This is a genomic window from Halopseudomonas sp. 4NH20-0008 (assembly GCF_057548395.1).
In genome coordinates, this window is the sequence record NZ_BAAJMD010000024.1 from 1 (window position 1) to 22,128 (window position 22,128).

Sequence of the window (22,128 nt, forward strand, 5' to 3'; positions counted from 1 at the left end):
ATCATTGGTAGCTTCCTTCTGAGTTTTTAAAGCAATGAAAAGCCCAGATTTGTATAAAAAAACCAAGTTTTATTAGCTTTTTTACATACCCCCATGGGTACTCACTTCACATTAAGCTGAATCTCAGAAGTGCAAATTGATCTCCGACAATATTCGTTATGATTCTTGCCATTTCCCAACAGGCAAGTCACTGCAGTCTTTCGTCGAGTTTTTGTTTGAATTAGATAAACGGGTCACCTTGACGGCAGGGCAAAGCTCAGCAGAAAACTCACGGCTACCAGGCTACAGATCACCAGCAGCAAGGGTGTGGCGCCCATTCTTTCCAGGATAAAGGCCGCTGCTACAGGGCCTGTGGCCTGGGCGACCAGCATCGGACGTGCCAGCAAGCCCATCCGAGTGCCATAGCCGTCGGCGCCAAACAGGGCGAGTGGCAGGGTGCCGCGGGCGATGGTCAGCAGGCCTATGCCGGCGCCGTAGAAGGCCATGGCAATAAAGCCCAGCCAGGGTAGAGCAGGGAGCAACAGGGCAATGCCCAGCCCACAGAACACAATCGCGGTGCGGGTGGACCAGGTGGGGTGCAAGTTACGCCCAATGGAGAATTCGGCAAGGCGGGCCATCACCTGGGATGGGCCCAGCACCATACCGATGGCCAGCGCGGTGGCGGTGGCGATACCCAGTAGTTGCAGCACATCCAGCAGGTGTACGGACATGCTGGAAAACACCAGGGATTGCAGCGTCAGCAGTACGGCGACCAGCAGGAGCAGCCGACCGGTCGCCGGGCGGCGGAGGCTGTTGTCGCGGTGTGGAAGGGTGTCCGCTGTGCTGGGCTCGACCGGCTTGGCGTTGCATCTGGGTATGGCCAGCAGATAAATCGGCAGGCCGATACTCAGATGCAGGCCGGCTAGTACAAAACAGCTAGCACGCCAGCCAATCTGCTGCTCCAGTCCGGCGATTAATGGCCAGCCCAGGGTACTGGCAAAGCCGCCAATCAGGGTCAGGCCTGTCATTGAGGCGCGGGCGTTGTCGCCGAGCAGGCGGCCCAGGGTTGAAAAGGCCGCATCATACAGGCCGGCGGCCATGGCCAGACCCATCAGGGTCCAGGCCAGATAGTAGAACACCAGATGGGTAGCCAGGCCCATGCACAGCAGTCCCAGCGCCAACAGTACCGAGCTGCTGGCCAGTAAAGGCCGGCCGCCGTGACGGTCAATCAGGCGTCCTACCAGCGGCGAACAGCCACCGGCCACCAGCAGCCCCCAGGATAAACCCATGACCACATGGGTAATCGACCAGCCGGTGTCTGTGGCAATCGGGGTGGCGAGTACGGCGGGCAGGTAATAGGTGCTGCTCCAGGCGAGTATCTGGGCCACACCAAGGGCGGCTACCAGTTTGATGCGATTGACCTGAACAGGGGTGTGGTCTGGCATGGTCCTGGGCTCCTTGCCCTTGTTGTTATGCAGGGTGGCCCAACTGCCGGGCCCCCAGGAAGAATACGGCGGCAAGGGCAGGCTGTGCGATCACTTTTTGCTGTCGGTGATCCTGCTGCTGACCCAGTCTGCTCGGGCCGCAGGCGAACGACTGTCAAACCGAAGACAGACTGGAGCAGGTACAGGGGTTAATTTCCCTATTTTTGCGGGACACGGGTTGCCCGCACGCAAGGGAGAAGTCGCTTATGTCATTTGCATCCAAAGTGGTCTGGATCACCGGGGCCTCGTCAGGCATTGGCGAAGCGCTGGCCAAGGCGTTTCTGGCCCAGGGCGCCGAGGTGATTCTATCCGGACGCCGGGCCGCGGCCTTGCATGCGGTCGCCAATCTGGCACCAGAACGCACCCTGGTGTTGCCCTTTGAAACCACCGACTATGCGCTGTTGCCGGGTTTGGTCGAGCAGGCCTGGACCTGGCGTGGACGTATTGATGTGCTGATCAACAACGCCGGCATCAGTCAGCGCAGTCTGGCGCTGGATACCTCATTTGAGGTTTATCGCCAATTGATCGAGGTTGATTATCTGGCGCCGCTGGCGCTGACCCAGGCGCTGTTGCCGCGACTGGTGGAGCAGGGCAGTGGCCAACTGGCAGTGGTCAGTTCGGTGGCCGGTAAGGTCGGTACGGCGCTGCGCACCGGTTACTGTGGTGCCAAGCATGCGGTAGTGGGTTATTTCGAGGCGCTGCGTGCCGAGGTGGAAGAGGCCTATGGCATTGGCGTGAGCATCATTCTGCCGGGTTCGGTGCGCACCGCAATTGCCTTGAATGCGTTGGAAGGCAGCGGCGCCGCCCGCGGTCGTTCCGATACCAATATCGATAACGGTATTGACCCGGATGCGGCCGCCCAGACCATCCTCGCTGGCCTGACCGCCCGCCAGCACGACATCATTGTTGCCGAGGGCATGGAACTGGGTGCGTTGCAGTTGCGTGTGGTCGATCCCGAAAAGATCTTCAGTATCACGGCCAAGGAGGGTGCGCGTCTGGCCAAGGTGCGCACCGAACTGGGTGTGGGCGCATCGGTTGATCCGGGTGCTGTAAACAGGTAATTACCGGCTTTCTAGCCCGGAGATGAACCTGCCGGGCATTCCTTGCCTCTAACCTAAGGACAAGGGAGGCTACGATGAAATTCATTTTTGAAGTACGCATGAAGCCCGGTTACACCGTGGACGAGTATGCCGAGGCCTGGATTCGCGCCAGTGAAGTGATCCAGCGCACGCCCGGCGCCCTGGGTACCCGTCTGCACCGCAAGATCGGCGAGCCGGATACCCTGCTGGCGATTGCCAGCTGGGAGTCCAAGGCCGCCCGCGATGCCAAGGACGACAACCGCGACCAGATGGTCAAGGGCATTCTGGAAAAACACGCGCGCAACTGCGAGATCACCCTGATTGGCGAATTCGAAGAGCCGGAATGGGTGGTGTTGCCAAGCGGTTGAGCGCGCGGGGAGGTTGATATGTGGCCTCTACGTTCAACGTGAATATTATTCAGAACGACAGCTTATTCATAATGTGAATAGGGTCCATCATCGGTATTCGTTTCAAATTTGCGGCACTTTTGCGTAATGTATTGGGCCTTGATTCAGCGACCGGGCAGTCAGTAACCACTGCCGGGTCTCAGGCTATGACATTTCTAATCCGGAGGTAGGCTGCAATGGCGTCATTTGAAGGTATCAAGAAGGTTGGTGTAATCGGTGCAGGCACCATGGGCCGTGGCATCGTCATGAACTTTGTCAACGCCGGCTACCCGGTCACCTGGCTGGATGTGAATGCCGAGATGCTGGAAAAGGGTCTGGTCGATATTGCCAGCGTCTACAAACGTTCCGTTGCCCAGGAGCGTTTTGATGATGCCGAAGCCCAGGCTCGCCTGGCGCGCATCACCACCACACAGGATTATGCTGCTCTGCAGGATATGGATCTGGTGGTTGAGGCGGTTTACGAGAACATGGATCTGAAGAAAAAGATATTTGCCGAGCTGGATACGGCAGTGAAGGCCTCTGCCATTCTGGCGACCAACACCTCCTACCTGGATATCGACGACATCGCCTCGGCCACCGGACGTCCGACTCAGGTCCTGGGTCTGCACTTCTTCAGTCCGGCGCACATCATGAAGCTGCTGGAAGTGGTGCGCGGCAAGGCCACTGCCCAGGATGTCATGGATGCCTGTCTGGCAGTGGGCAAGAAGATTGGCAAGCAGGCCGTACTGGCTGGCAACTGCCACGGTTTCATCGGCAACCGCATGCTCGAGAAGTATTCCCGCCAGTCCCGCGAAGTAGTGCTGGAAGGTTCTACCCCGTGGCAGGTTGACCAGGCGCTGCAGGGCTTTGGCATGGCCATGGGTCCCTACCGCATGTATGACGTGGTGGGTGTCGATCTGGGCTGGCGCTCACGTCAGTTGGCCGGTGTTGGCCGCGGTGAGCCGATTGTCTGGTTGGACAACAAACTGTGCGAAATGGAGCGCTTCGGTCAGAAGAGCGGCCATGGTTTCTACAAATACGAGCCGGGCAACCGTCAGGCCATGCACGATCCGGAAACCGACATGCTGGCCCGTGAAGTGGCTGAAGAAGCCGGTTACACCCAGCGCGATGTGGGTGCCGAGGAAATCGTCCGTCGCTGTATTCTGGCGCTGGTCAACGAAGGTGCGCGGATCCTGGACGAAGGCTTTGCCGAGTCCGCTGAGGATATCGACCGCGTTTACCTGTATGGCTACGGCTTCCCGGCCGAGCGTGGCGGCCCGATGAGCTACGCCGACAGCCTGGGTCTGGATGTGGTGCTGCAGCAGATCCTTGAGCTGGAAGCGAGCAAGGGCGAGTTCTGGAAGCCCGCCGCGGGTCTGGTCAAGCGTGCTGAAGCCGGTGAGCGTTTCACCAAGGCCTGAGCCCTGATATGAAAAAACCGCAGTCAGACTGATCTGGCTGCGGTTTTTTTATGCCTGCGCTCTGTGCCCGCCAGTGACTCAGTCGGCGGCAACCGGATCGCCAATGACCGGCGTACCGTTCATGGTCGCTTCCTTGAGCATGATCTGGTACTGCTGGCCGTCGGTTTCGATCTGGGTCAGGCGCACCAGCAGGTAGTTCCAGTCCTTGGCAAACCATAGGGTGGTGGTGCGCTGGGCGTCTGCTTCACGTACCCGCTCAACCTCGACGGCGTCGAACTGGCCTGCGCGGGTAGTGACGCGGCGCTCGCCGGTGACGCGGAAGTGGTAGTCGTCAATGTCGTCGCCATCCACCACGCGGTAGTGCATTTCTTCCAGACCCGCCATCAGGTCGCGCTGCAGCGCCAGTTGGTAGGTGGTCTTGTCCAGCAGGCCGGGTTCGGTCGCCAGGGTGAAGTCGTCACCCTTGTGCGTGCCGCTGACTTGCTGATTGTCCCAGTCAAAATGCTGCGTGGTTTCCCGGCTGCGGCCCAGTCCACGACGCTCGTAGCGGTAGCTCAGGGGCAGCAGGCGATCCTGTTCCAGGCGCAGGATGCTTTCTTCGGTCAGCCGCGCGACAAACATGCCGGCGTTGAATGTCAGGGTCCAGGTGCCGTCCTCGTTACTGCTCAGGGAGTGAGTGGCTTCACCGTTGACCGGAATTTTTTTCATGTCCGCGGCGTAGCTGGCGCTGAACGGGGTGAGCTCAGCGGCGCTCAAGGCGCTGGCCAGCAGCCCGAAGCTGATGCTGGAGAGCCAGGTCAGAGCGGTTTTCATTTTATTATTGGTCCTGCTGTAACACATGGGCATGTTCTCGTTTGTCAGTCTCACAGTCTTCCAGATCCAGCCCCTGCTCGGGAATGGGCTGGCCATCGAGGCAGGCACGATTGTCCTGCAGGCGTAATCGGCCCTGGATAAACCAGTTCATTGCCAACGGATAGAGGCGATGCTCGCCCTGTTGAACCTTGGCTGCCAGGCTTGCTTCAGTATCCGTTGCGCTGATGCTTACCCTGGCGCTAACGATCAGTGGTCCGCCGTCCAGTTCCTCGGTCACGAAATGCACTGTACTGCCATGCTCCCGATCGCCGGCCTCCAGGGCGCGCGCATGCGTATGCAAGCCCTTGTACTTGGGCAACAGCGAGGGATGAATGTTCAACAGCCGACCATGAAAATGCCGGACAAAATCAGCGGTGAGGATACGCATGAAGCCGGCCAGCAGCACCAGATCGGGGGCAAACTCATCAATGACGCTGCACAGCGCCTGATCAAACAGGGCTCGGTCGGGGTAATCGCGGTGGCTGAGGGTGCGGGTCGGGATGCCTGCTGCCTGGGCGCGCTGCAGGCCAAAGGCATCTGCCTTGTTGGAGATTACCGCTACGATCTGGCCGTGCTCGGCGCGCGGCGCCAGATCGTCTATCAGGGCTTGCAGGTTGGTGCCGGATCCGGAGATCAGCACCACAATGCGACAGGCCACTGGCTCAGTGGCCCTGGTGCTGGAGCACTACCGGCTCGGCACCCGGCTCGGCCTGGGTGATGCGGCCGATGATCCAAGGCGCTTCGCCAGCCTGGGTCAGTACCTGCATGGCAGTGGCGGCCTGGTCTTCGGCGACACAGATGACCATGCCTACGCCGCAGTTCAGTACGCGGTGCATTTCGGTTTCATCAACATTGCCCTGCTGCTGCAACCAGTTGAATACGTCGGGACGCTGCCAGCTGTTCAGGTCAATGATGGCGCTGGCATCGGCGGGCAGCACACGTGGAATATTTTCCAGCAGTCCGCCGCCGGTGATGTGGGCCATGGCCTTGACGGCGCCGGTTTCACGAATCAGTTGCAGCAGTGCCTTGACGTAGATGCGTGTTGGCGCCATCAGCAGGTCAGTCAGCGGCTTGCCATTCAGTTGTGTCTGGTTGATATCGACGCCGGAGACTTCAATGATCTTGCGGATCAGCGAGTAGCCGTTGGAGTGTGGGCCTGATGAGGGTAGGGCGAGCAGGACGTCGCCGGGTTGTACACGGGTTCCGTCGATGATCTCGGACTTTTCCACAACACCAACACAGAAGCCGGCCAGATCGTAATCTTCGCCTTCGTACATGCCGGGCATTTCCGCGGTTTCACCGCCGACCAGTGCGCAGCCAGCCAGTTCACAGCCAGCACCGATGCCCGTCACCACCTGGGCAGCAATATCAATGTTCAGTTTGCCGGTGGCGTAATAATCCAGGAAGAACAGTGGCTCGGCGCCACAGACCAGCAGATCGTTGACGCACATGGCAACCAGATCAATGCCGATGCTGTCATGCTTGCCGAGGTCCATGGCCAGGCGCAGTTTGGTACCGACACCGTCGGTGCCGGACACCAGCACTGGTTGCTTGTAACCGGCAGGGATCTCGCACAGGGCGCCGAAACCACCCAGTCCGCCCATGACTTCTGGTCGGCTGGTACGTTTGGCAACATGCTTGATACGGTCGACCAGGGCATTGCCGGCGTCGATGTCGACACCCGCATCCTTGTAGCTGATGGAAGGCTTGGAAGGGGGTTGGCTGCTCATGCGCGACTCTCGATGAATAAATGAATAACAGCCAGCCCGGGACAAGCTGCTGCGACATAGCCCGCTAGTTTAGCAATTTGCACGGCCAAGAACCATGCTCAAGCACGCATCCATTGACGCCTTGGTTGCCGCCGTCGCAGCGCTTGTTTAATGTATGTGGATCAATACACCCAACCGGGCCGCTTTCAGCCTGTCCGGTATTGCTCCCGACGGAACCCTTTCATGTCTGTAATGCGTAAGTCGCTACTGTCCTTGATCCTGTCACTGAGCCTGTTCCCGGGCCTGTTGGCGGCTGCCGTTATCGAGGATTTTTTCCGCGTCGAGTTGCCGCTGGATGAGGAGCAGGACCGTGATCAACAGCTGCGTGCAGCACTGGATGTGATGTTGCTGCGCATTGGTGGCCCGGATGTGTTGAAGGCCCAGACACCCTTGAAGGCGGCACTGGACGACCCGCGTAGTCTGATGCGACGGATCGGCTCGGGTGACGATGAGCGCCTGCAAGTGGATTTTGAACCAGCACTGCTGCGTGGCCTGCTTGGTCAGGCGCGCTTGCCGATGCTGGGCGCCAGTCGTCCTGAAGTGATTCTCTGGGCCGTGATGCCGGGCACACTGGGCGATGAACTGGTATTGCAGGGCAGTGAGTGGAGCAATCTGCTGCGCGCCGCTGCGCAGCAACGAGCGGTGGCGCTGACGGTGCCGTTGGCCGATTTGCAGGATCGCAGTCTGGTTACCGAGGCACAGATCCGCGAGGCTGATAAGGACGTGCTGTTACCCGCCAGTGAGCGCTACGCCAGTGAGGTGGTGCTGGCTCTGGCGATTGATCCGCAAGGCGACGATGTCCGTTTGAGCTGGACCCTGTGGGTGCATGATAAGCAGCACACGGGCCGCGTCAGCGAGTCGTCGGCTGAGCTGGCGGCCGATAAACTGATGCTGAATCTGGCCAATCTGATCTTTGCCCAGTACGCCGTGCAGCCCTTGGCGCCGAGCGCCGAACAACAGGCCGGGCGTTGGGTGCTGGTGGTGGACAACGTGAGCGATCTGGATGCCTTTTCCGGTCTGCAACGCACGCTGCAACAGCTGAGTGGCAACTCCGCGCCGCAGATTCTCTCTATTGAGGGCAGTCAGGTGCGCATGGGTCTGGATTTCCCCGGTTCCGAGTCGCAGTTGGAGCGTCTGCTGGTGCTGGATCAGCGCCTGCTGCGCTTGCCCGCGCCGGTGGTCAGTCAGCCGCAGGTCGAGGAGCCGGAAAGCGAACCGGCCACCATGGATGAATTGCTGGCTGAGGAAGCGCAGAGCGAGTCGGAGGCTGAACCTGAACCTGAACCTGAAGACGAGCCAGTGGAGCCCGAAGCAGATACCGCGCAGCAACAGACCCTGTATTTCCGCTGGCGCTGAGAGCATGTCTTCACCCGCTCAGCCCATGCAGCTACCCCTCGGCATCAAACTGAATGACGAGGCCACCTTTGGTAACTTTTTCCCGGGCCCCAACGCCACGCTGCTTGACGCCCTGATTAGCCTCGCTGATCCGCAGCAGGTGGTCAGCGAGGGCTGTGTGTACCTGTGGGGTAGCGCAGGCAGTGGTCGTTCGCATTTGCTGCAGGCGGCGTGCACGGCCATGGCAGCCGAGGGTGGTCTGGCCATGTATCTGCCGCTGGATACGGTACTGGATCACGGGCCGACGCTGTTGGAAGGGCTGGATGAAGTCGATCTGCTGTGTATCGATCAGCTGGACGCGCTGGCCGGTGACCCTGACTGGGAGGAGGCGCTGTTCCACCTGTTCAATCGGCTCAGGGAGCACGGCGGTCGGCTGCTGTTGGCGGCGTCTGCAGCGCCCAGAGCCATGCCTTTTCAGTTACCGGATCTGGCCTCACGTCTGGCCTGGGGGCTGGTGTTTCAGTTGCAGGCGCTGGATGACCGGCAGAAACAGCAAATGCTGCAACTGCGCGCTGAACTGCGTGGCTTGCAACTCTCCGATGAGGTTGCGCGCTTTATGCTGAGTCGCGGAGAACGTGGCCTGGCCGAGCTATTCGAATCGCTTGAAAAGCTCGATCAGGCGTCCCTGCAGGCCCAGCGGCGCCTGACCATTCCCTTTGTCAAGAGCACCATGGGCTGGTAAGTAAACGCGCCCGGATTGTTCAGCGGTTTCTTGCCGCTTAAACCTCGCCCTCGGCAATACGTTTGGCCTGAAAGCCCCAGCGCACGTAGCCCATGGCCGGAATAAAGAACAGCACGCAGAAAAATACCAGCAAGCCACCGTAAATCTGCGTGTCCGCTTGCAGTGCGGCCAGTACCCCGTGAATGAAATACAGGTTGATGACAAAGCACAGCCAGGCATGGGTGCGCACGCCGCCCATCAGCATGCCCGGCAAAAAAATCAGCAGGGGCAGCAACAGGGTGGCAAGGATGGCCAGCGGGTTGGCACCGTGCAGGTTGGCATAGACACCGTTGTAGATCAGCAGCGTTGCCAGCACGCCAACGTAGCCAATCAGCGACATGACGCGACTGAACTTCAGTTTTGGCTGCAAGCTATCGAGGCTGGGCAGGGGTTTAGGCTGTTTGGACATGCGCCGCTCCTGCGTGCAGTTGACGGGTGATCAGTGCCACGCGCTTGCCCAGTGCACGGCACAGGGCTGACTCGTGTTTGTCCAGCGCTCTGGAACCATCGGCACCGGCATGGTGGCTGGCACCGTAGGGCGTTCCGCCGCCGCGGGTCTCGGTCAGTTCCGGGTTGCTGTAGGGCAGGCCGACCAGCAGCATGCCGTGGTGCAACAGCGGCAGCTGCATGGACAGCAGCGTGCTTTCCTGGCCGCCGTGCAGGCTGGCGGTGGAGGTGAACACCGCAGCCGGCTTGTTGGCCAGCGTGCCCGCCAGCCACAGGCTGCTGGTGCCGTCGATAAAGTGCTTGAGTGGTGCGGCCATGTTGCCGAAGCGGGTCGGGCTACCCAGTACCAGCGCCGCGCAATGACGCAGATCATCCTCTGTGCAGTAGGGTGCACCGCTGTCGGGTACCGCAGGACTGGCAACGCGAGTCTCGGCGCTGACCTCAGGGACGGTGCGCACGCGCGCTTCGAGTCCCGACTGTTCAATGCCTTCGGCAATCAGTCTGGCCATTTTCCCCGTTGAACCATGGCGACTGTAGAACAACACCAGTGCATAAGCGGCGGTCATGCGAACAGTTCCTCAATGCGCTCGGGTGGGCGGGCGACCAGCGCGCGGCCGTTATACACCACGATCGGTCGTTCGATCAGGCGCGGGTAATCAGCCATGGCCTGCACCAGTTGGGCCTCGCTCAGGTCGGGGTTGCCGAGCTTGAGCTCCTTGTAGCTGTCTTCACCGCTACGCATCAGATCGCGAGCGCGCATGCCCAGTTGCTTGAGCAGATCACTGATCTCGGCATTACTCAGTTGGTCTTCGATGTAATCAATGACCTCAATTTCTTCGCCCCGTGCCTGGAGCAAGGCCAGTGCCTGACGCGACTTGGAGCAGCGAGGGTTGTGGTAGATACGCACGGCGGACATGTGACTCTCCGTTACAGGAAGGCTTCTCGGGTGGCTAATGCCAGTCATGGGGTTTATTCTAAGCCTTAACGCATCGGGCTGTCAGGGAACTTGAATGCCGCGTCAATTCAATCTGTTACTGCACTTCAGTCGTTATCTGTTCAGACGCTTTGGTGAAGACAACTGCGCAAAGAACGCCGCTGCGCTAACCTACACAACGCTGTTTGCCGTAGTGCCGGTGATGACCGTGATCTACGCCATGCTGGCGGCCATCCCGGCTTTCAGCGAGGTTGGCAATCAGGTTGAAGAGTTCATTTTCAGCAACTTCGTGCCTGCTACCGGGGAGGCCCTGCGTGGCTATCTTGGCGAGTTCTCGAATCAGGCACGGCAGTTGACGGGAATAGGTGTGGCGCTATTGATCGTTACCGCCTTCATGATGCTGGTCAATATCGAGCGGGCCTTCAATGCCATCTGGCGTATCCGCCAGCCACGCCGTGGGCTTTCGAGCTTTCTGTTGTACTGGGCGGTACTAAGCCTGGGTCCTTTGCTGCTGGGTGCCGGCTTTGTGGTCAGCACCTACCTGACCTCGTTGAGCTTTCTTGGCGAGACGGCGACCTTTGGGCCGGTCTGGCGGTTTCTGCTCAAGTGGATCCCCCTGCTGTTGAGTGTGGCGGCCTTTACCCTGATCTTTGTGGCGGTGCCCAACACCCGCGTACCCCTGCGCAACGGTCTGGTTGGCGGCGTACTGGTGGCGTTGTTGTTTGAGGGGGCCAAGGCCAGCTTCGCCCTGTATGTGGCGCTGTTTCCCGGTTATCAGCTGATCTACGGTGCCTTTGCGGCCTTTCCGCTGTTTCTGTTATGGATTTACATCAGTTGGATCATCATCCTCTTCGGTGCCGAACTGGTGTGCAACCTGGGTAACAGCAGTGCCTGGCGCAAACCGGCTCTGCCACGCCTGATCAGTCTGTTCGGTTTGCTGCGGGTGCTGCTGGATGCCCAGCAGCGTGGTGAGGTGGTGGATCTGGGTCGGGTCAATGCAGCCGGCTGGACCATGCACGAAGAACTTTGGCTGCAGTTGACCGAGTGGCTGGAGACGCAGAACATCATTGCCCGTGCGCAGCAAGGTGGCTATGTGCTGTGCCGTGATCTGGACCAGATGCAAATGGCCCAGTTGCTCGGCAAGCTGCCAGATCCCTTGCCTCTGGTGGCCAATTTACCGGCGCATTTCAAGAATGACGGCGATTGGTACCCGCCACTGCTGGATGCCCTGGCTCAGTTGGAGCAGCAGCGTGCGCTGCTATTGCATGGCAGTGTCAAAACCTGGCTGGGGCGACAGGCTCCAGCCGTTGTAGACCAAACCTGACGGAGTAGCCTATGCGCGAAGTGACCAGAGGGCTGTTGCTGGCTTCAGTGTTGCTGCTGGCCGCCTGTGGCGGCCAGGCCTGGCAGGATCACCGCGGTAATGATCTGCATGCCGCCGATCTTGAGGGCAAATGGACAGTGATCAATTACTGGGCGGAGTGGTGCGCACCGTGCCGCGAGGAAATTCCCGAGTTGAACGCCCTGGATGGCGTGTCGGAGGATATCCGTGTATTGGGGATTCACTTTGATGCCTATCAGGGTGATGAGCTGCGTAAGCTCAGCGATCAAATGGGGATTGCCTTTCCGGTGATGGGACATGACTTTGCCGCAGCCAAGGGGCTGGCCCTGCCGCAGGTACTGCCCACGACCTATATCATTGATCCATCAGGACAGCTGGTGCACAGCTTGCAGGGTCCCCAGGATGAAGCCAGTTTGCTGGCGCTAATGCAGTAAGTTGTTCGAGGAGTGTGTTATGCCGAGTATGAGCATGCAGGGTTATATCCGTGGTCGCGTGCAGGGTGTCGGTTTCCGTCAGGCTACGGTACGTCAGGCCAACAAGTTGAACATTGATGGCTGGGTGCGTAATCAGGATGACGGTTCGGTTGAGGTGATGCTGTGTGGCGACGCGGCTGCTGTCGAGGCCATGGTCTCCTGGTTGCATCAGGGGCCTGCGAATGCCGAGGTTGTCGCGGTTGAGTTGCACAATTGTGGTTGGCAGGAGATTGCCGGCTTTGTGCAGATGCCCTGAGCAGCTCAGCGGCTATTCGTTGACGTACCAGAAGCGGTACCAGTAATCCAGAACGCGGTCCGGGTAGCGCTGGCTGCCGAGGCTGCCGTTATAGCGCGCCAGGGCACGCCGGATATTGCCATTTTCCCGGTCCAGATAATGCTTGAGGATGGTGCAGCCGTAGCGCAGGTTGGTGCCCAGATCGATCAGGTTGTCTTCGGCGCGGCCCAGCTCGTGCTTCCAGAAGGGCATGACCTGCATTACCCCTTGGGCTCCGGCACTGGACAAAGCGTAGCGGTCAAACAGGCTCTCGGCATGGATCAGGGCTATCACCAGGTCGGGTTTCAGTCCCGCCAGTCGCGACTCCTGATGCACCAGCCGAAGAAACTCCAGGCGCTCCTGCTCATTTGGCAGGTAGGGTGCCATGCGGGTGGACATGTCCAGCAGCCAGACCTCAGCGTCAAAACGGTCGGGGAAACTCTCGGCCCGGGCCACGGTCTGCATCAGAGCAGCCTTGAGTTCCTGATCGACCTCGTTGGCCTGTGCCTGCGCAACCGCTGTGCTGCACAGGCTCAGCAGCAGGAGAGCGGTTGCAACGCAGCGGCGCAGCATGTCAGGGGCGCTGATTGATTTCCAGGGCATGAATAAATTCGCCCTGTAATTGCGGGTCACCCGTGGTCAGAAGAATCAGCATGTTCTCCAACTGGTTCGACTCTTCCTCCAGATTGAGTTCTGCCAACCGTTGCACGCGATAGGCCCACTGATCGACATCGTCTTCTTCAAGGTTGTCGTAAATCAATGCCACGGCCTCATGCAGTTTGCCGCGCAGTTCACGCGGGATCAGCAGATTGACTTCACTGCGCACGCCAGGGCTGGGCGTTACCACCAACTGGATGGCGCGCAGGTTGTCGTAATCAAGTTCGATAAAGCCATCGTTGAGCAGGTTGAGGCGCACCAATCCATCCAGGTCGGTTTGCAGTTCGGTGGCGAAGGTACCGGCAATGACCTGAACTGGCCGGTTTGACCAGGGCAGGGTCTGGTACTCATCGCGCTGGTTCAGCTGTTCACCCTGGGGGTCAAGTTCAGTCACCCGGTACAGGAACTGCTCGGTAACGCGCAGGCTGCGATGGGGCTGCGACATGACCAGATTGTCGCCGACATCTATGTGTACGTTCTGGCTGAGCAGTTCGCGCTCAATGCGCGGCGCAACCAGCTCCTGCACGGTCGTTTGCGAACTGCAACCAGCCAGCAGCAAACCGGCACAGAGCCAGGTCCAACGGGAATTCAGCGTGGCGAACATGGATGACTGACCTCAGGCCTTGCCTGTTTCGGCTTGCAGAAACGCCAGCATGTCGTTCAGCGCGACGGATCGAGCCTCGCTATCGCGACGGTATTTGTACTCCAGTTGGCCCTCAGCCAGACCACGGTCACTGATAACGACGCGGTGAGGGATACCGATCAGGTCCATATCGGCGAACTTGGCGCCGGGGCTGACCTTCTTGTCACGGTCATCCAGCAGCACCTCGATGCCCGCTGCGACCAGGCTCTGGTACAGGCTTTCGGTTGCTTCACGAACCGCGTCGGAGCTTTCCATCTTCATCGGCACCAGCACGACCTGGAAGGGCGCCAGCGCGTCCGGCCAGATGATGCCGCGGTCATCATGATTCTGCTCGATGGCGGCTGCTACCACGCGCGATACGCCAATGCCGTAGCAGCCCATGATCAATGTACTGCTCTTGCCCTGCTCGGTCAGGACGGTGCAGTTCATGGCCTGGCTGTATTTGTTGCCGAGCTGGAAGATATGCCCGACTTCAATGCCGCGACGAATCACCAGTGAGCCCTTGCCGTCCGGGCTCAGGTCACCCTCGACAACCTTGCGCAGATCGGCAACTTCACTGATCTGGGCGTCACGCTCCCAGTTGACGCCCTTGAAGTGCTGGCCGTCCTGGTTGGCGCCACAGACAAAATCAGCCAGATGGGCTGCGCTGTGATCGACAATGACCGGCATGTCCAGACCTACAGGGCCGATTGAACCGGGCTTGCAGCCAATGGCCTGCTGTATCTGTGACTCACTGGCCATGGTCAGCGGAGCATGCACGGCCGGGTGATTCTCTGCCTTGATTTCGTTCAGTTCGTGGTCGCCGCGCAGCACCAGGGCGACCAGTCCCTGCGGCTTGCCTTCAACGGCGCTGGCAAGCACCACCAGGGTCTTGATGGTGCGGTTACTGGCTACGCCCAGATGCTGGCTGACTTCTTCGATACTGAACTGGTTCGGGGTGTCGACCAGACTCTTGCTTTCACTGGGGGCAGGGCGATCACCTGAAGGCAGCAGGGCAGTAGCCTTTTCCATGTTGGCGGCATAGTCGCCAGTATCGGAAAAGACAATGGCATCTTCACCCGAGTCAGCCAGTACATGGAATTCGTGCGAGCCTTCGCCTCCGATCGAACCGTTGTCGGCCACCACCGGGCGGAAGTTCAGACCCAGGCGTTCGAACACATTGCAGTAGGCCTGGTACATGCCGTCATAGGTCTGCTGCAGTGATGCCTGATCAAGGTGGAAGGAGTAGGCATCCTTCATGACAAATTCACGGGCGCGCATCAGACCAAAGCGTGGACGAATTTCATCACGGAACTTGGTCTGAATCTGGTACAGGTTCAGCGGAAGTTGCTTGTAGCTGGTGATTTCACTGCGGGCCAGGTCGGTGATCACCTCTTCATGGGTCGGGCCGACACAGAACTCGCGGTCGTGTCTGTCCTTGAGGCGCAGCAACTCAGGACCGTACTGCTCCCAGCGGCCGGACTCCTGCCAGAGTTCGGCGGGTTGGATGGCGGGCATCAACACTTCCAGGGCACCAGCCTTGTTCATCTCGTCACGCACCACCTGCTCGACCTTGCGCAGTACGCGCAGCCCCATCGGCAGCCAGGTATAGAGGCCGGAGGCAATCTTGCGGATCATGCCGGCGCGCATCATCAGTTGGTGGCTGACGACCGAAGCATCGGACGGCGTTTCCTTGAGCGTTGAGATCAGGTATTGACTGGTGCGCATGGGGCTGGCGTTCCTGGGGCAGAGAATTCAGTCGCTATTGTACGGTTGTCCCTTTATGCCGTATAGCCTGCCCGCGCCGAGTGGTTGTGCCCTGGGCATAAAAAAACCCGGCTTGCGCCGGGTTTTCTGTTCCGCTAACTCAGGTCTGCTTAGAGCAGATCCCAGGTGTAGGAAACGATCAGGCGGTTTTCGTCAATATCACCATCGAAACCGATATCTTGACGGACTGTCGCATTACGCCACAGCAGGTTCACACCCTCAAGCGCGCCACCCTGGATGGTGTAGCCGATGTTGGTGTTGCGTTCCCAGCGGGTATCGCGACCAGCCGTCAGACCTTCGAAATCAGTGTCGATGTTGCTGCCACGGATATAGCGAGTCATGAAGGTCAGACCAGGAATGCCGAGGCCTTCAAAGTCATAGTCGTAACGAGCCTGCCAGGAGCGCTCGTCCTTGGCGTTGAAATCGGCATACTGGATGGAGTTGGCTAGATAGATTGCAAAATCATAATAGTTAAACCCGGCGTCACCGCTCATGCGCTGATATGCGAGAGTAAAGCCGTGGTGGCCTGCACCCAGAGTGAAAGCAACGGAGGCCGCCTTGTTGTCAAACTCGTCGTTGGCCGAGTTTTCGTCCGAGGTGTGGTAGTAGGCCACATCGGAGGTCAGTGACAGCTCGCCGGCCAGAGGCAGGGTGTGGGTCAGACCGAGGAAGTGACGCTTGAACAGTTCATCAGCCTTGGAGGTGTAGAGGCTGGTGCTCAGATTGTCGCTGAACTCATAGCTACCACCCAGGTAAGTCACCTTTTCTTTCTCTTCAAAGGCGCCACGCGTCTGGGATGAGCTGTTCATCTCGCTACGATCATTCATCCGGCCGGCTTCAAGGAACAGACCGTCGATTGAGGTGTTGGTCACACTGTAGCCGTTATAGTGGCTGGGCAGCAGACGGGAGTCGTCAAAAGTTATTATCGGATTTTCCAATCTGTGAACGCCATAACGGAACTCAGTGTCGCCTGCTACGCGGACCTTGACGGCGCCACGGATTTCAGCGTATTCGGTTGGGCCGGAGGTAACATCGTACTCACTTGGCAGCAGGCCGGTTTCTGCCTGGCCTTCGCCACCATCCAGCTTGATACCACCAAGGGCAAGCACGTCAGCGCCGATACCGATGGCGCCGTGGGAGTAGCCTGACTGGAAATCCAGAACGAAGCCGGTAGCGGTTTCGTCACGGCGGCTCTGATCCGCGCCGGAGGAACGGAAGTCGCGACTGAAGTTAATGGTGCGGTTACTGAGGGTGGCGGAGGCGCCCTCAATGAAGCCGGCCTTTTCATCGGCGGCAGCCTGGGTGATCATGAGTCCGTTGGCCATGGCCACAGCCATTGCTACGGAAGTCCATTTAATAGTTGTTTTCATCATATGCTCCATCAGTTATCAAAAAAATTACCCGGTGACATGCTGGCCCATGGGAACCTGTCATCTTTTTTGTTATCACATCAAATTAAAGCACTAATTAGCGAATTGCCAAATTTTAGTCTTGAAAAGCAGCGTCTTGACGCTGCTAATCTATAATTTGCCTGAGGTTCTGTTAACAAAGTGTCACAAATATCGCACACTTCGTTGAAAATAACACTAGCTCAGTCGGCTCGCTCAACAATTCTGTCTTTTTGTGAGCCATGTCATGTCGCAGGGATATAACGTAACTCTGATGAGGGCGGATTCTATATGTTTGAGCTGGATAAACAACTGGTGGCAGATACACATCGTGTGGGGGATTTTCCCCTGTGTACCTTGTTGATGATGAAGGATGCCAATTATCCCTGGTTTATCCTGGTGCCCAGGCGCAAGCAGATGCGCGAAATTTTTCAGTTGTCAGTGTCGGATCAGCAGCAGTTGCTACTGGAGTCCAGCCACCTTGCGGAGGTACTGGATGACGTGTTTGCGGCGGACAAGATCAACATTGCCGCCCTGGGTAATGTGGTCAGTCAGTTGCATGTTCACCATATTGTCCGTTACCGCGCAGATCCGGCCTGGCCCAAGCCGGTTTGGGGGCATGCCCCAGCCAAGCCTTGTACGCCGGCAGAAATCAAAGCGCGGATTGATAAATTGCGCGGTATGCTGGGTGCCGGTTTCAGTTTTTCGGAGACAGACTGATGGATGACTTGGAAGCGCGTATTGCCGATCTTGAGGTGCGCCTGGTATTTCAGGACGACAGTATCCAGAGCCTGAGTGAGCTGGTAACCCAGCAGCAGCTGGAAATGGAGCGGATGCGCAGGGCGCTGGAAGTGCTGGCGCGGCGCCAGTCAGAGCTGGCGGCGTCGATGCCGGGTGAAGCGACTGATGATGATCAGCCGCCACCCCATTATTAAGGAAGTATTCAGCGCTTCCTTAGAGAATAACCACGTCCTCGGCCTGCAGGCCCTTGTCGCGGTTGGCGACCTCGAACTCGACCCGTTGACCCTCTGTCAGGGCACGATGCCCCTCACCGCGAATAGCGCGGAAGTGGACAAATACATCGTCGCCCTGATCCCGTGAGATAAAACCAAAGCCCTTTTGCGAGTTGAACCACTTTACCGTACCAGTCTCGCGGCCGGACTGACGGCGAGGGCGGCTGGGCAGGTTCAGCTTCAGGCTGCCGAGACGTGCGGTCAGGCTCAGCACGGTCAGCAGGCAGATTGCGCCAATGGCCAGCGCTACCGCATGAATGCCGTAACCAATCAGTTGATGCTGGGCAAAAATCAGGATGCCGAGGGGTATCAAGCCGGCACAAAGCAGCATGATGGCAGCAACAATACCGAGACTGCGGCGAACCACACCCCCACTCAGACTGCTGTGATTGAATTGCTGCAGGTTCAGCAGGCCGGTCAAAAGGGCAATGATGACGATGGGAGCAAGCTGAGCAGCTGCCGGTTGAATATTCAGCAGGCCAATGACCAATGCGCTCAGGCCAACAATAAAATGTATGTAACGAAGACTTTTCAAGGGACTCACCATGGATACAGGGAAAATGACGTTTCCGGTCGCGGACAATAAGGACCGGGGCGGCACTGTACCCTGAATTGATGAGCTCAACAAATGACGTTGTCTGGAGGGGACTGACGGGCACCCTAGGGGCCCGCCAGTGATCGAGCCGGTTTCAGGTTTCGAGCAGACTGCGCAGCATCCAGGCGGTTTTTTCATGCACTTGCATGCGCTGGGTCAGCAGGTCGGCGGTGGGTTCGTCGTGGTTTTCATCGCACACCGGGAAGATGCTGCGCGCGGTGCGCACACAGGCTTCCTGGCCCTCAACCAGCAGGCGAATCATTTCCTTGGCCTCGGGAACACCGTCTTCTTCCTTGATGCTGCTGAGTTTGACGAACTGCTTATAGGTGCCTGGCGCCGGAAAGCCCAGGGTCCGAATGCGCTCGGCGATGTCATCGACCGCCAGAGCCAGTTCGTTGTACTGGGTCTCAAACATCAGGTGCAGGGTCTGGAACATGGGGCCTTTGACGTTCCAGTGGAAATTGTGGGTCTTCAGATACAGGGTGTAGGTATCTGCGAGCAAATGGGACAGGCCGTCGGCAATTTTTGCCCGGTCTTTTTCCTTGATACCAATGTCGATTTTCATCATTGCTCCTGATCGTGTCATACGTACGGGGAACGAACTGCCTTGACTCAATGATCGGCTCAGGATTTTTTCAGGAAATAGCCCAGAAGTCCCTGATAGCCAACCGGCAGCAAGCGCTGAATCAAAGACAGCAACTTCGCATCCAAGCCTATCAGAATCCGCGCCTTGTTGCTGGAAACCCCGTCTAAAATAACCTTTGCGGCCACATGGGGCTCGGTTGTGGCTATGCGGTCAAATTGCGATACAGCGGCCTGCATGTCGCTGTGCCCTTTGGTATCGACGTAAAAACGTGCGTTGCGCATGATATTGGTCTTGATCCCGCCCGGATGAACGCAGCTGACTTCTATGCCGCTGCCCCTCAATTCCTGCCGCAGAGCCTCGGTAAAGCCTCTGACGGCAAATTTACTGGCGTTGTAGGCGGCCTGGGTGGGGACGCCGATGAGGCCGAACAGGCTGGATATGTTGATGATATGACCGCTGCGCTGCTCACGCATCAACGGCAGGAAGGCTTTGGTGCCGTGAACCACGCCCCAGAAATTGATATTCATCAGCCATTCGAAGTCGTTGTAGTCGGTATGTTCCACGGTTTGCGAGAGGGATACGCCGGCGTTATTGAACAGCAGGTCAGCGCGACCAAAATGCGTCTTTACCTCGTTGGCAAAGGCTTCGACAGCGGCGCGGTCAGCCACGTCCAGGCGGCAGGTGATGACCTGGCAACCACGCTTGGTCAGCTCGGCGGCCAGTTCGGCCAGGGCCTGCTCATTGAGATCGGCCAGCGCCAGCTTGCAGCCCCGGCCAGCCAGGTCTTCGGCCAGCGCCTTGCCGATACCCGATGCGGCGCCGGTAATAACGGCAACTTGACCCGATAATGCACTCATGCGGTGTCCCCTGTTCTGCTTATTATTGTCGAGCCCGAGCATAGCCAGACTGCGGTCTGAACTGCAATCTGTGCGACAGGTTATCGCCGTTGAGGGCATTTATCGGGTATATTATGGCGCTTTTATCCGTGCGCCCCTGTATACGCCTGTACTCTCCCCAGGCAAGCTGGCGCGACTTCACTACAGGAACACCACACCATGATGCGTAGCCACTATTGCGGCCAGTTGAACGAAACACTGGCGGATCAGGAAGTCACCCTTTGCGGCTGGGTTCACCGTCGCCGTGATCATGGCGGGGTTATCTTTCTCGATATCCGTGACCGCGAGGGTCTGGCGCAGGTGGTATTCGATCCGGATCGCGAAGAGACCTTTGCCCTGGCGGATCGGGTACGCAGTGAATATGTGGTGAAAATCCGTGGCAAGGTGCGTCTGCGTCCTGAAGGTGCGCGCAATGCCAACATGGCCTCCGGCGCCATTGAAGTACTGGGTTATGAGCTTGAAGTACTGAACCAGGCCGAAACCCCGCCTTTCCCGCTGGACGAGTACAGCGATGTCGGTGAAGAAACCCGTCTGCGCTACCGCTTTATCGATCTGCGTCGCCCGGAAATGGCGGCCAAGCTGAAGCTGCGCTCGCGTATTACCAGTAGTGTACGTCGTTATCTGGATGAGAACGGCTTCCTCGATGTGGAAACGCCGATTCTGACCCGTGCCACCCCTGAAGGTGCACGTGATTATCTGGTGCCCAGCCGCACCCATCCCGGCACCTTCTTTGCCCTGCCGCAATCACCCCAGCTGTTCAAGCAGCTACTGATGGTGTCCGGCTTTGACCGTTACTACCAGATCGCCAAGTGCTTTCGTGATGAAGATCTGCGTGCTGACCGTCAGCCGGAATTTACCCAGATCGACATTGAAACCAGCTTTATGGACGAGCAGGACATCATCAGCCTGACCGAAGGCATGGTGCGTAAGCTGTTCAAGGAAGTGCTGGATGTCGAGTTTGCTGATTTCCCGCACATGCCGTTCTCCGAAGCCATGCGCCGTTATGGTTCGGACAAGCCGGATTTGCGCATTCCGCTGGAACTGGTCGATGTTGAAGATCAGCTCAAGGATGTGGAATTCAAGGTCTTCGCCGGCCCTGCCAACGATCCCAAGTGCCGTGTAACCGCACTGCGCGTCCCGGGCGGCGCGAGCATGCCGCGCAAGCAGATCGACGATTACACCAAGTACGTGGGCATCTACGGTGCCAAGGGTCTGGCCTATATCAAGGTCAATGAGCGCGCCAAGGGTGTTGAGGGTCTGCAGTCGCCGATCGTCAAGAATATCCCCGAGGCCAGCCTGAATGTGATCCTTGATCGTGTCGGTGCGGTGGATGGCGATATCGTGTTCTTTGGCGCCGACAAGGCCAAGGTGGTTTCCGAGGCCCTGGGTGCACTGCGGATCAAGCTCGGCCATGACCTGAACCTGCTGACCTGTGAGTGGGCACCGATGTGGGTGGTTGATTTCCCGATGTTCGAGGAAAACGACGATGGCTCGCTGTCGGCCCTGCATCACCCCTTTACGGCGCCCCAGTGCAGCCCCGAAGAGCTGCAGGCCAATCCCGCCAAAGCCTTGTCCCGTGCGTACGACATGGTGCTGAACGGCACCGAACTGGGTGGCGGTTCAATCCGTATCCACCGCAAGGAAATGCAGCAGGCGGTGTTCAATATCCTCGGCATCAGCGCTGAGGAGCAGCAGGAGAAGTTCGGCTTCCTGCTCGATGCCCTGAAGTTCGGTGCGCCCCCACACGGTGGCCTGGCCTTTGGTCTGGACCGTCTGGTGATGTTGATGACCGGTGCCAGCTCGATCCGTGAAGTCATTGCCTTCCCGAAAACCCAGAGCGCTGCCTGCGTCATGACCCAGGCACCGGGCGCGGTGGACAACAAGGCGCTGCGCGAGCTGCATATCCGTCTGCGTGAGCAGCCAAAAGCCGAGTGACGGTCTGTTGAAGGCGCTGCCTGATCATGGGCGGCGCCAGGACGCACGATCAAGTCATGGAGCCGTTGGCCTGATGCTGGTGGCGCAGACGAGAGGGGAGGCCATGGCCTCCC

At 58.6% G+C, this 22,128-nt stretch carries 25 protein-coding genes; 11 read left to right on the forward strand and 14 right to left on the reverse strand.

Annotation, left to right across the window (positions count from 1 at the left end; all coding sequences use genetic code 11):
• Nucleotides 1–233: 233 nt before the first annotated feature.
• On the reverse strand, nt 234–1,424 hold the full coding sequence (locus AC27HQ_RS16480; protein WP_487157300.1) for an MFS transporter: 1,191 nt from the start codon (nt 1,422–1,424) through the stop codon (nt 234–236).
• 245 nt (nt 1,425–1,669) lie between these two features.
• Between AC27HQ_RS16480 and AC27HQ_RS16485 the strand changes: the two genes are divergently transcribed.
• The 3 genes from AC27HQ_RS16485 (at nt 1,670) to AC27HQ_RS16495 (ending at nt 4,349) form a co-directional block, all read left to right on the forward strand.
• Nucleotides 1,670–2,524, forward strand: a complete 855-nt coding sequence (locus AC27HQ_RS16485; protein ID WP_487157301.1) for an SDR family NAD(P)-dependent oxidoreductase — start codon at nt 1,670–1,672, stop codon at nt 2,522–2,524.
• A 74-nt stretch (nt 2,525–2,598) separates the two neighbouring features.
• Nucleotides 2,599–2,910 carry an antibiotic biosynthesis monooxygenase family protein gene (locus AC27HQ_RS16490; protein WP_487157302.1) on the forward strand — a complete coding sequence of 104 codons (312 nt, stop codon included), beginning with the start codon at nt 2,599–2,601 and terminating at the stop codon, nt 2,908–2,910.
• Nucleotides 2,911–3,125: 215 nt separating this feature from the next.
• Complete coding sequence (locus tag AC27HQ_RS16495) at nt 3,126–4,349, forward strand: 3-hydroxyacyl-CoA dehydrogenase (protein ID WP_487157303.1); 1,224 nt, start codon at nt 3,126–3,128, stop codon at nt 4,347–4,349.
• 78 nt (nt 4,350–4,427) lie between these two features.
• Here the strand turns inward: AC27HQ_RS16495 and AC27HQ_RS16500 are convergent, their stop codons facing one another.
• The 3 genes from AC27HQ_RS16500 to purM are packed head-to-tail and all read right to left on the reverse strand — an operon-like array spanning nt 4,428 to nt 6,931.
• Nucleotides 4,428–5,162, reverse strand: coding sequence for a DUF3108 domain-containing protein (locus tag AC27HQ_RS16500; RefSeq protein WP_487157304.1), 735 nt, complete (start codon nt 5,160–5,162; stop codon nt 4,428–4,430).
• A gap of 4 nt (nt 5,163–5,166) precedes the next feature.
• Nucleotides 5,167–5,859 carry a phosphoribosylglycinamide formyltransferase gene (gene purN, locus AC27HQ_RS16505; protein ID WP_487157305.1) on the reverse strand — a complete coding sequence of 231 codons (693 nt, stop codon included), beginning with the start codon at nt 5,857–5,859 and terminating at the stop codon, nt 5,167–5,169.
• A gap of 4 nt (nt 5,860–5,863) precedes the next feature.
• Nucleotides 5,864–6,931 carry a phosphoribosylformylglycinamidine cyclo-ligase gene (gene purM / locus AC27HQ_RS16510; RefSeq protein WP_487157306.1) on the reverse strand — a complete coding sequence of 356 codons (1,068 nt, stop codon included), beginning with the start codon at nt 6,929–6,931 and terminating at the stop codon, nt 5,864–5,866.
• A 222-nt stretch (nt 6,932–7,153) separates the two neighbouring features.
• Between purM and AC27HQ_RS16515 the strand changes: the two genes are divergently transcribed.
• Together AC27HQ_RS16515 and hda are read left to right on the forward strand one after the other, a co-directional pair.
• Nucleotides 7,154–8,326, forward strand: a complete 1,173-nt coding sequence (locus AC27HQ_RS16515) for a DUF2066 domain-containing protein (protein WP_487157307.1) — start codon at nt 7,154–7,156, stop codon at nt 8,324–8,326.
• Between the two features lie 4 nt (nt 8,327–8,330).
• The gene (gene hda / locus AC27HQ_RS16520; RefSeq protein WP_487157308.1) at nt 8,331–9,047 is read left to right on the forward strand and encodes a DnaA regulatory inactivator Hda; all 717 of its coding nucleotides are present in this window, start codon (nt 8,331–8,333) and stop codon (nt 9,045–9,047) included.
• Nucleotides 9,048–9,084: 37 nt separating this feature from the next.
• Here the strand turns inward: hda and AC27HQ_RS16525 are convergent, their stop codons facing one another.
• From AC27HQ_RS16525 to arsC, 3 genes are read right to left on the reverse strand one after another with little or no spacing between them, the layout of a single operon-like run.
• Nucleotides 9,085–9,495 carry a DUF2069 domain-containing protein gene (locus AC27HQ_RS16525; protein WP_487157309.1) on the reverse strand — a complete coding sequence of 137 codons (411 nt, stop codon included), beginning with the start codon at nt 9,493–9,495 and terminating at the stop codon, nt 9,085–9,087.
• Nucleotides 9,479–10,099: an NAD(P)H:quinone oxidoreductase gene (gene wrbA, locus AC27HQ_RS16530; protein ID WP_487157310.1), complete on the reverse strand. Its 621-nt coding sequence runs from the start codon at nt 10,097–10,099 to the stop codon at nt 9,479–9,481. The genes AC27HQ_RS16525 and wrbA overlap by 17 nt, the downstream gene beginning before the upstream one ends.
• Nucleotides 10,096–10,449, reverse strand: coding sequence for an arsenate reductase (glutaredoxin) (gene arsC, locus AC27HQ_RS16535; protein WP_487157311.1), 354 nt, complete (start codon nt 10,447–10,449; stop codon nt 10,096–10,098). The genes wrbA and arsC overlap by 4 nt, the downstream gene beginning before the upstream one ends.
• Before the next feature lie 94 nt (nt 10,450–10,543).
• Between arsC and AC27HQ_RS16540 the strand changes: the two genes are divergently transcribed.
• Genes AC27HQ_RS16540 through AC27HQ_RS16550 form a run of 3 tightly spaced genes read left to right on the forward strand, consistent with a single transcriptional unit; the run spans nt 10,544 to nt 12,538 of the window.
• Entirely contained in the window at nt 10,544–11,791 is a 1,248-nt protein-coding gene (locus AC27HQ_RS16540; RefSeq protein WP_487157312.1) for a YihY family inner membrane protein, read from the forward strand.
• A gap of 11 nt (nt 11,792–11,802) precedes the next feature.
• On the forward strand, nt 11,803–12,243 hold the full coding sequence (locus tag AC27HQ_RS16545; protein ID WP_487157313.1) for a TlpA family protein disulfide reductase: 441 nt from the start codon (nt 11,803–11,805) through the stop codon (nt 12,241–12,243).
• A 19-nt stretch (nt 12,244–12,262) separates the two neighbouring features.
• Nucleotides 12,263–12,538, forward strand: coding sequence for an acylphosphatase (locus AC27HQ_RS16550; protein ID WP_487157314.1), 276 nt, complete (start codon nt 12,263–12,265; stop codon nt 12,536–12,538).
• A gap of 12 nt (nt 12,539–12,550) precedes the next feature.
• Here AC27HQ_RS16550 and AC27HQ_RS16555 read toward each other — a convergent pair whose 3' ends face one another.
• The 4 genes from AC27HQ_RS16555 to AC27HQ_RS16570 all read right to left on the reverse strand — a co-directional run bounded on the left by AC27HQ_RS16555 (nt 12,551) and on the right by AC27HQ_RS16570 (nt 16,972).
• Nucleotides 12,551–13,159, reverse strand: a complete 609-nt coding sequence (locus AC27HQ_RS16555) for a lytic transglycosylase domain-containing protein (protein WP_487157315.1) — start codon at nt 13,157–13,159, stop codon at nt 12,551–12,553.
• Complete coding sequence (locus AC27HQ_RS16560) at nt 13,131–13,817, reverse strand: hypothetical protein (RefSeq protein WP_487157316.1); 687 nt, start codon at nt 13,815–13,817, stop codon at nt 13,131–13,133. Before AC27HQ_RS16560 ends, AC27HQ_RS16555 begins: the two co-directional genes overlap by 29 nt.
• 12 nt (nt 13,818–13,829) lie before the next feature.
• Nucleotides 13,830–15,563, reverse strand: a complete 1,734-nt coding sequence (locus AC27HQ_RS16565) for a proline--tRNA ligase (RefSeq protein WP_487157317.1) — start codon at nt 15,561–15,563, stop codon at nt 13,830–13,832.
• Between the two features lie 149 nt (nt 15,564–15,712).
• The gene (locus AC27HQ_RS16570; protein WP_487157318.1) at nt 15,713–16,972 is read right to left on the reverse strand and encodes an OprD family porin; all 1,260 of its coding nucleotides are present in this window, start codon (nt 16,970–16,972) and stop codon (nt 15,713–15,715) included.
• A gap of 309 nt (nt 16,973–17,281) precedes the next feature.
• Between AC27HQ_RS16570 and AC27HQ_RS16575 the strand changes: the two genes are divergently transcribed.
• Nucleotides 17,282–17,710, forward strand: a complete 429-nt coding sequence (locus tag AC27HQ_RS16575) for an HIT domain-containing protein (RefSeq protein ID WP_487157319.1) — start codon at nt 17,282–17,284, stop codon at nt 17,708–17,710.
• Entirely contained in the window at nt 17,710–17,925 is a 216-nt protein-coding gene (locus AC27HQ_RS16580; RefSeq protein WP_487157320.1) for a SlyX family protein, read from the forward strand. Before AC27HQ_RS16575 ends, AC27HQ_RS16580 begins: the two co-directional genes overlap by 1 nt.
• Before the next feature lie 19 nt (nt 17,926–17,944).
• Here AC27HQ_RS16580 and AC27HQ_RS16585 read toward each other — a convergent pair whose 3' ends face one another.
• From AC27HQ_RS16585 to AC27HQ_RS16595, 3 genes are all read right to left on the reverse strand, one after another.
• Entirely contained in the window at nt 17,945–18,538 is a 594-nt protein-coding gene (locus AC27HQ_RS16585; RefSeq protein ID WP_487157321.1) for a cold-shock protein, read from the reverse strand.
• 154 nt (nt 18,539–18,692) lie between these two features.
• Nucleotides 18,693–19,163, reverse strand: a complete 471-nt coding sequence (locus AC27HQ_RS16590; protein WP_487157322.1) for a Dps family protein — start codon at nt 19,161–19,163, stop codon at nt 18,693–18,695.
• 59 nt (nt 19,164–19,222) lie between these two features.
• Nucleotides 19,223–20,041, reverse strand: coding sequence for an SDR family oxidoreductase (locus AC27HQ_RS16595; RefSeq protein WP_487157323.1), 819 nt, complete (start codon nt 20,039–20,041; stop codon nt 19,223–19,225).
• Nucleotides 20,042–20,239: 198 nt separating this feature from the next.
• Here AC27HQ_RS16595 and aspS point away from each other — a divergent pair, with 198 nt between their 5' ends.
• A complete protein-coding gene (aspS, locus tag AC27HQ_RS16600) occupies nt 20,240–22,015 on the forward strand; it encodes an aspartate--tRNA ligase (protein WP_487157324.1) in 1,776 nt (591 codons plus the stop codon).
• Nucleotides 22,016–22,128: the final 113 nt, after the last annotated feature.

Bases quoted from the DNA above. Each gene is read 5' to 3' on its own strand.
- AC27HQ_RS16480 (WP_487157300.1), bottom strand. From the start codon at position 1,424: ATGCCAGACCACACCCCTGTTCAGGTCAATCGCATCAAACTGGTAGCC.
- AC27HQ_RS16485 (WP_487157301.1), top strand. From the start codon at position 1,670: ATGTCATTTGCATCCAAAGTGGTCTGGATCACCGGGGCCTCGTCAGGC.
- AC27HQ_RS16490 (WP_487157302.1), top strand. From the start codon at position 2,599: ATGAAATTCATTTTTGAAGTACGCATGAAGCCCGGTTACACCGTGGAC.
- AC27HQ_RS16495 (WP_487157303.1), top strand. From the start codon at position 3,126: ATGGCGTCATTTGAAGGTATCAAGAAGGTTGGTGTAATCGGTGCAGGC.
- AC27HQ_RS16500 (WP_487157304.1), bottom strand. From the start codon at position 5,162: ATGAAAACCGCTCTGACCTGGCTCTCCAGCATCAGCTTCGGGCTGCTG.
- purM (WP_487157306.1), bottom strand. From the start codon at position 6,931: ATGAGCAGCCAACCCCCTTCCAAGCCTTCCATCAGCTACAAGGATGCG.
- AC27HQ_RS16515 (WP_487157307.1), top strand. From the start codon at position 7,154: ATGTCTGTAATGCGTAAGTCGCTACTGTCCTTGATCCTGTCACTGAGC.
- hda (WP_487157308.1), top strand. From the start codon at position 8,331: ATGTCTTCACCCGCTCAGCCCATGCAGCTACCCCTCGGCATCAAACTG.
- AC27HQ_RS16525 (WP_487157309.1), bottom strand. From the start codon at position 9,495: ATGTCCAAACAGCCTAAACCCCTGCCCAGCCTCGATAGCTTGCAGCCA.
- wrbA (WP_487157310.1), bottom strand. From the start codon at position 10,099: ATGACCGCCGCTTATGCACTGGTGTTGTTCTACAGTCGCCATGGTTCA.
- arsC (WP_487157311.1), bottom strand. From the start codon at position 10,449: ATGTCCGCCGTGCGTATCTACCACAACCCTCGCTGCTCCAAGTCGCGT.
- AC27HQ_RS16540 (WP_487157312.1), top strand. From the start codon at position 10,544: ATGCCGCGTCAATTCAATCTGTTACTGCACTTCAGTCGTTATCTGTTC.
- AC27HQ_RS16545 (WP_487157313.1), top strand. From the start codon at position 11,803: ATGCGCGAAGTGACCAGAGGGCTGTTGCTGGCTTCAGTGTTGCTGCTG.
- AC27HQ_RS16550 (WP_487157314.1), top strand. From the start codon at position 12,263: ATGCCGAGTATGAGCATGCAGGGTTATATCCGTGGTCGCGTGCAGGGT.
- AC27HQ_RS16555 (WP_487157315.1), bottom strand. From the start codon at position 13,159: ATGCCCTGGAAATCAATCAGCGCCCCTGACATGCTGCGCCGCTGCGTT.
- AC27HQ_RS16560 (WP_487157316.1), bottom strand. From the start codon at position 13,817: ATGTTCGCCACGCTGAATTCCCGTTGGACCTGGCTCTGTGCCGGTTTG.
- AC27HQ_RS16565 (WP_487157317.1), bottom strand. From the start codon at position 15,563: ATGCGCACCAGTCAATACCTGATCTCAACGCTCAAGGAAACGCCGTCC.
- AC27HQ_RS16570 (WP_487157318.1), bottom strand. From the start codon at position 16,972: ATGAAAACAACTATTAAATGGACTTCCGTAGCAATGGCTGTGGCCATG.
- AC27HQ_RS16575 (WP_487157319.1), top strand. From the start codon at position 17,282: ATGTTTGAGCTGGATAAACAACTGGTGGCAGATACACATCGTGTGGGG.
- AC27HQ_RS16580 (WP_487157320.1), top strand. From the start codon at position 17,710: ATGGATGACTTGGAAGCGCGTATTGCCGATCTTGAGGTGCGCCTGGTA.
- AC27HQ_RS16590 (WP_487157322.1), bottom strand. From the start codon at position 19,163: ATGAAAATCGACATTGGTATCAAGGAAAAAGACCGGGCAAAAATTGCC.
- AC27HQ_RS16595 (WP_487157323.1), bottom strand. From the start codon at position 20,041: ATGAGTGCATTATCGGGTCAAGTTGCCGTTATTACCGGCGCCGCATCG.
- aspS (WP_487157324.1), top strand. From the start codon at position 20,240: ATGATGCGTAGCCACTATTGCGGCCAGTTGAACGAAACACTGGCGGAT.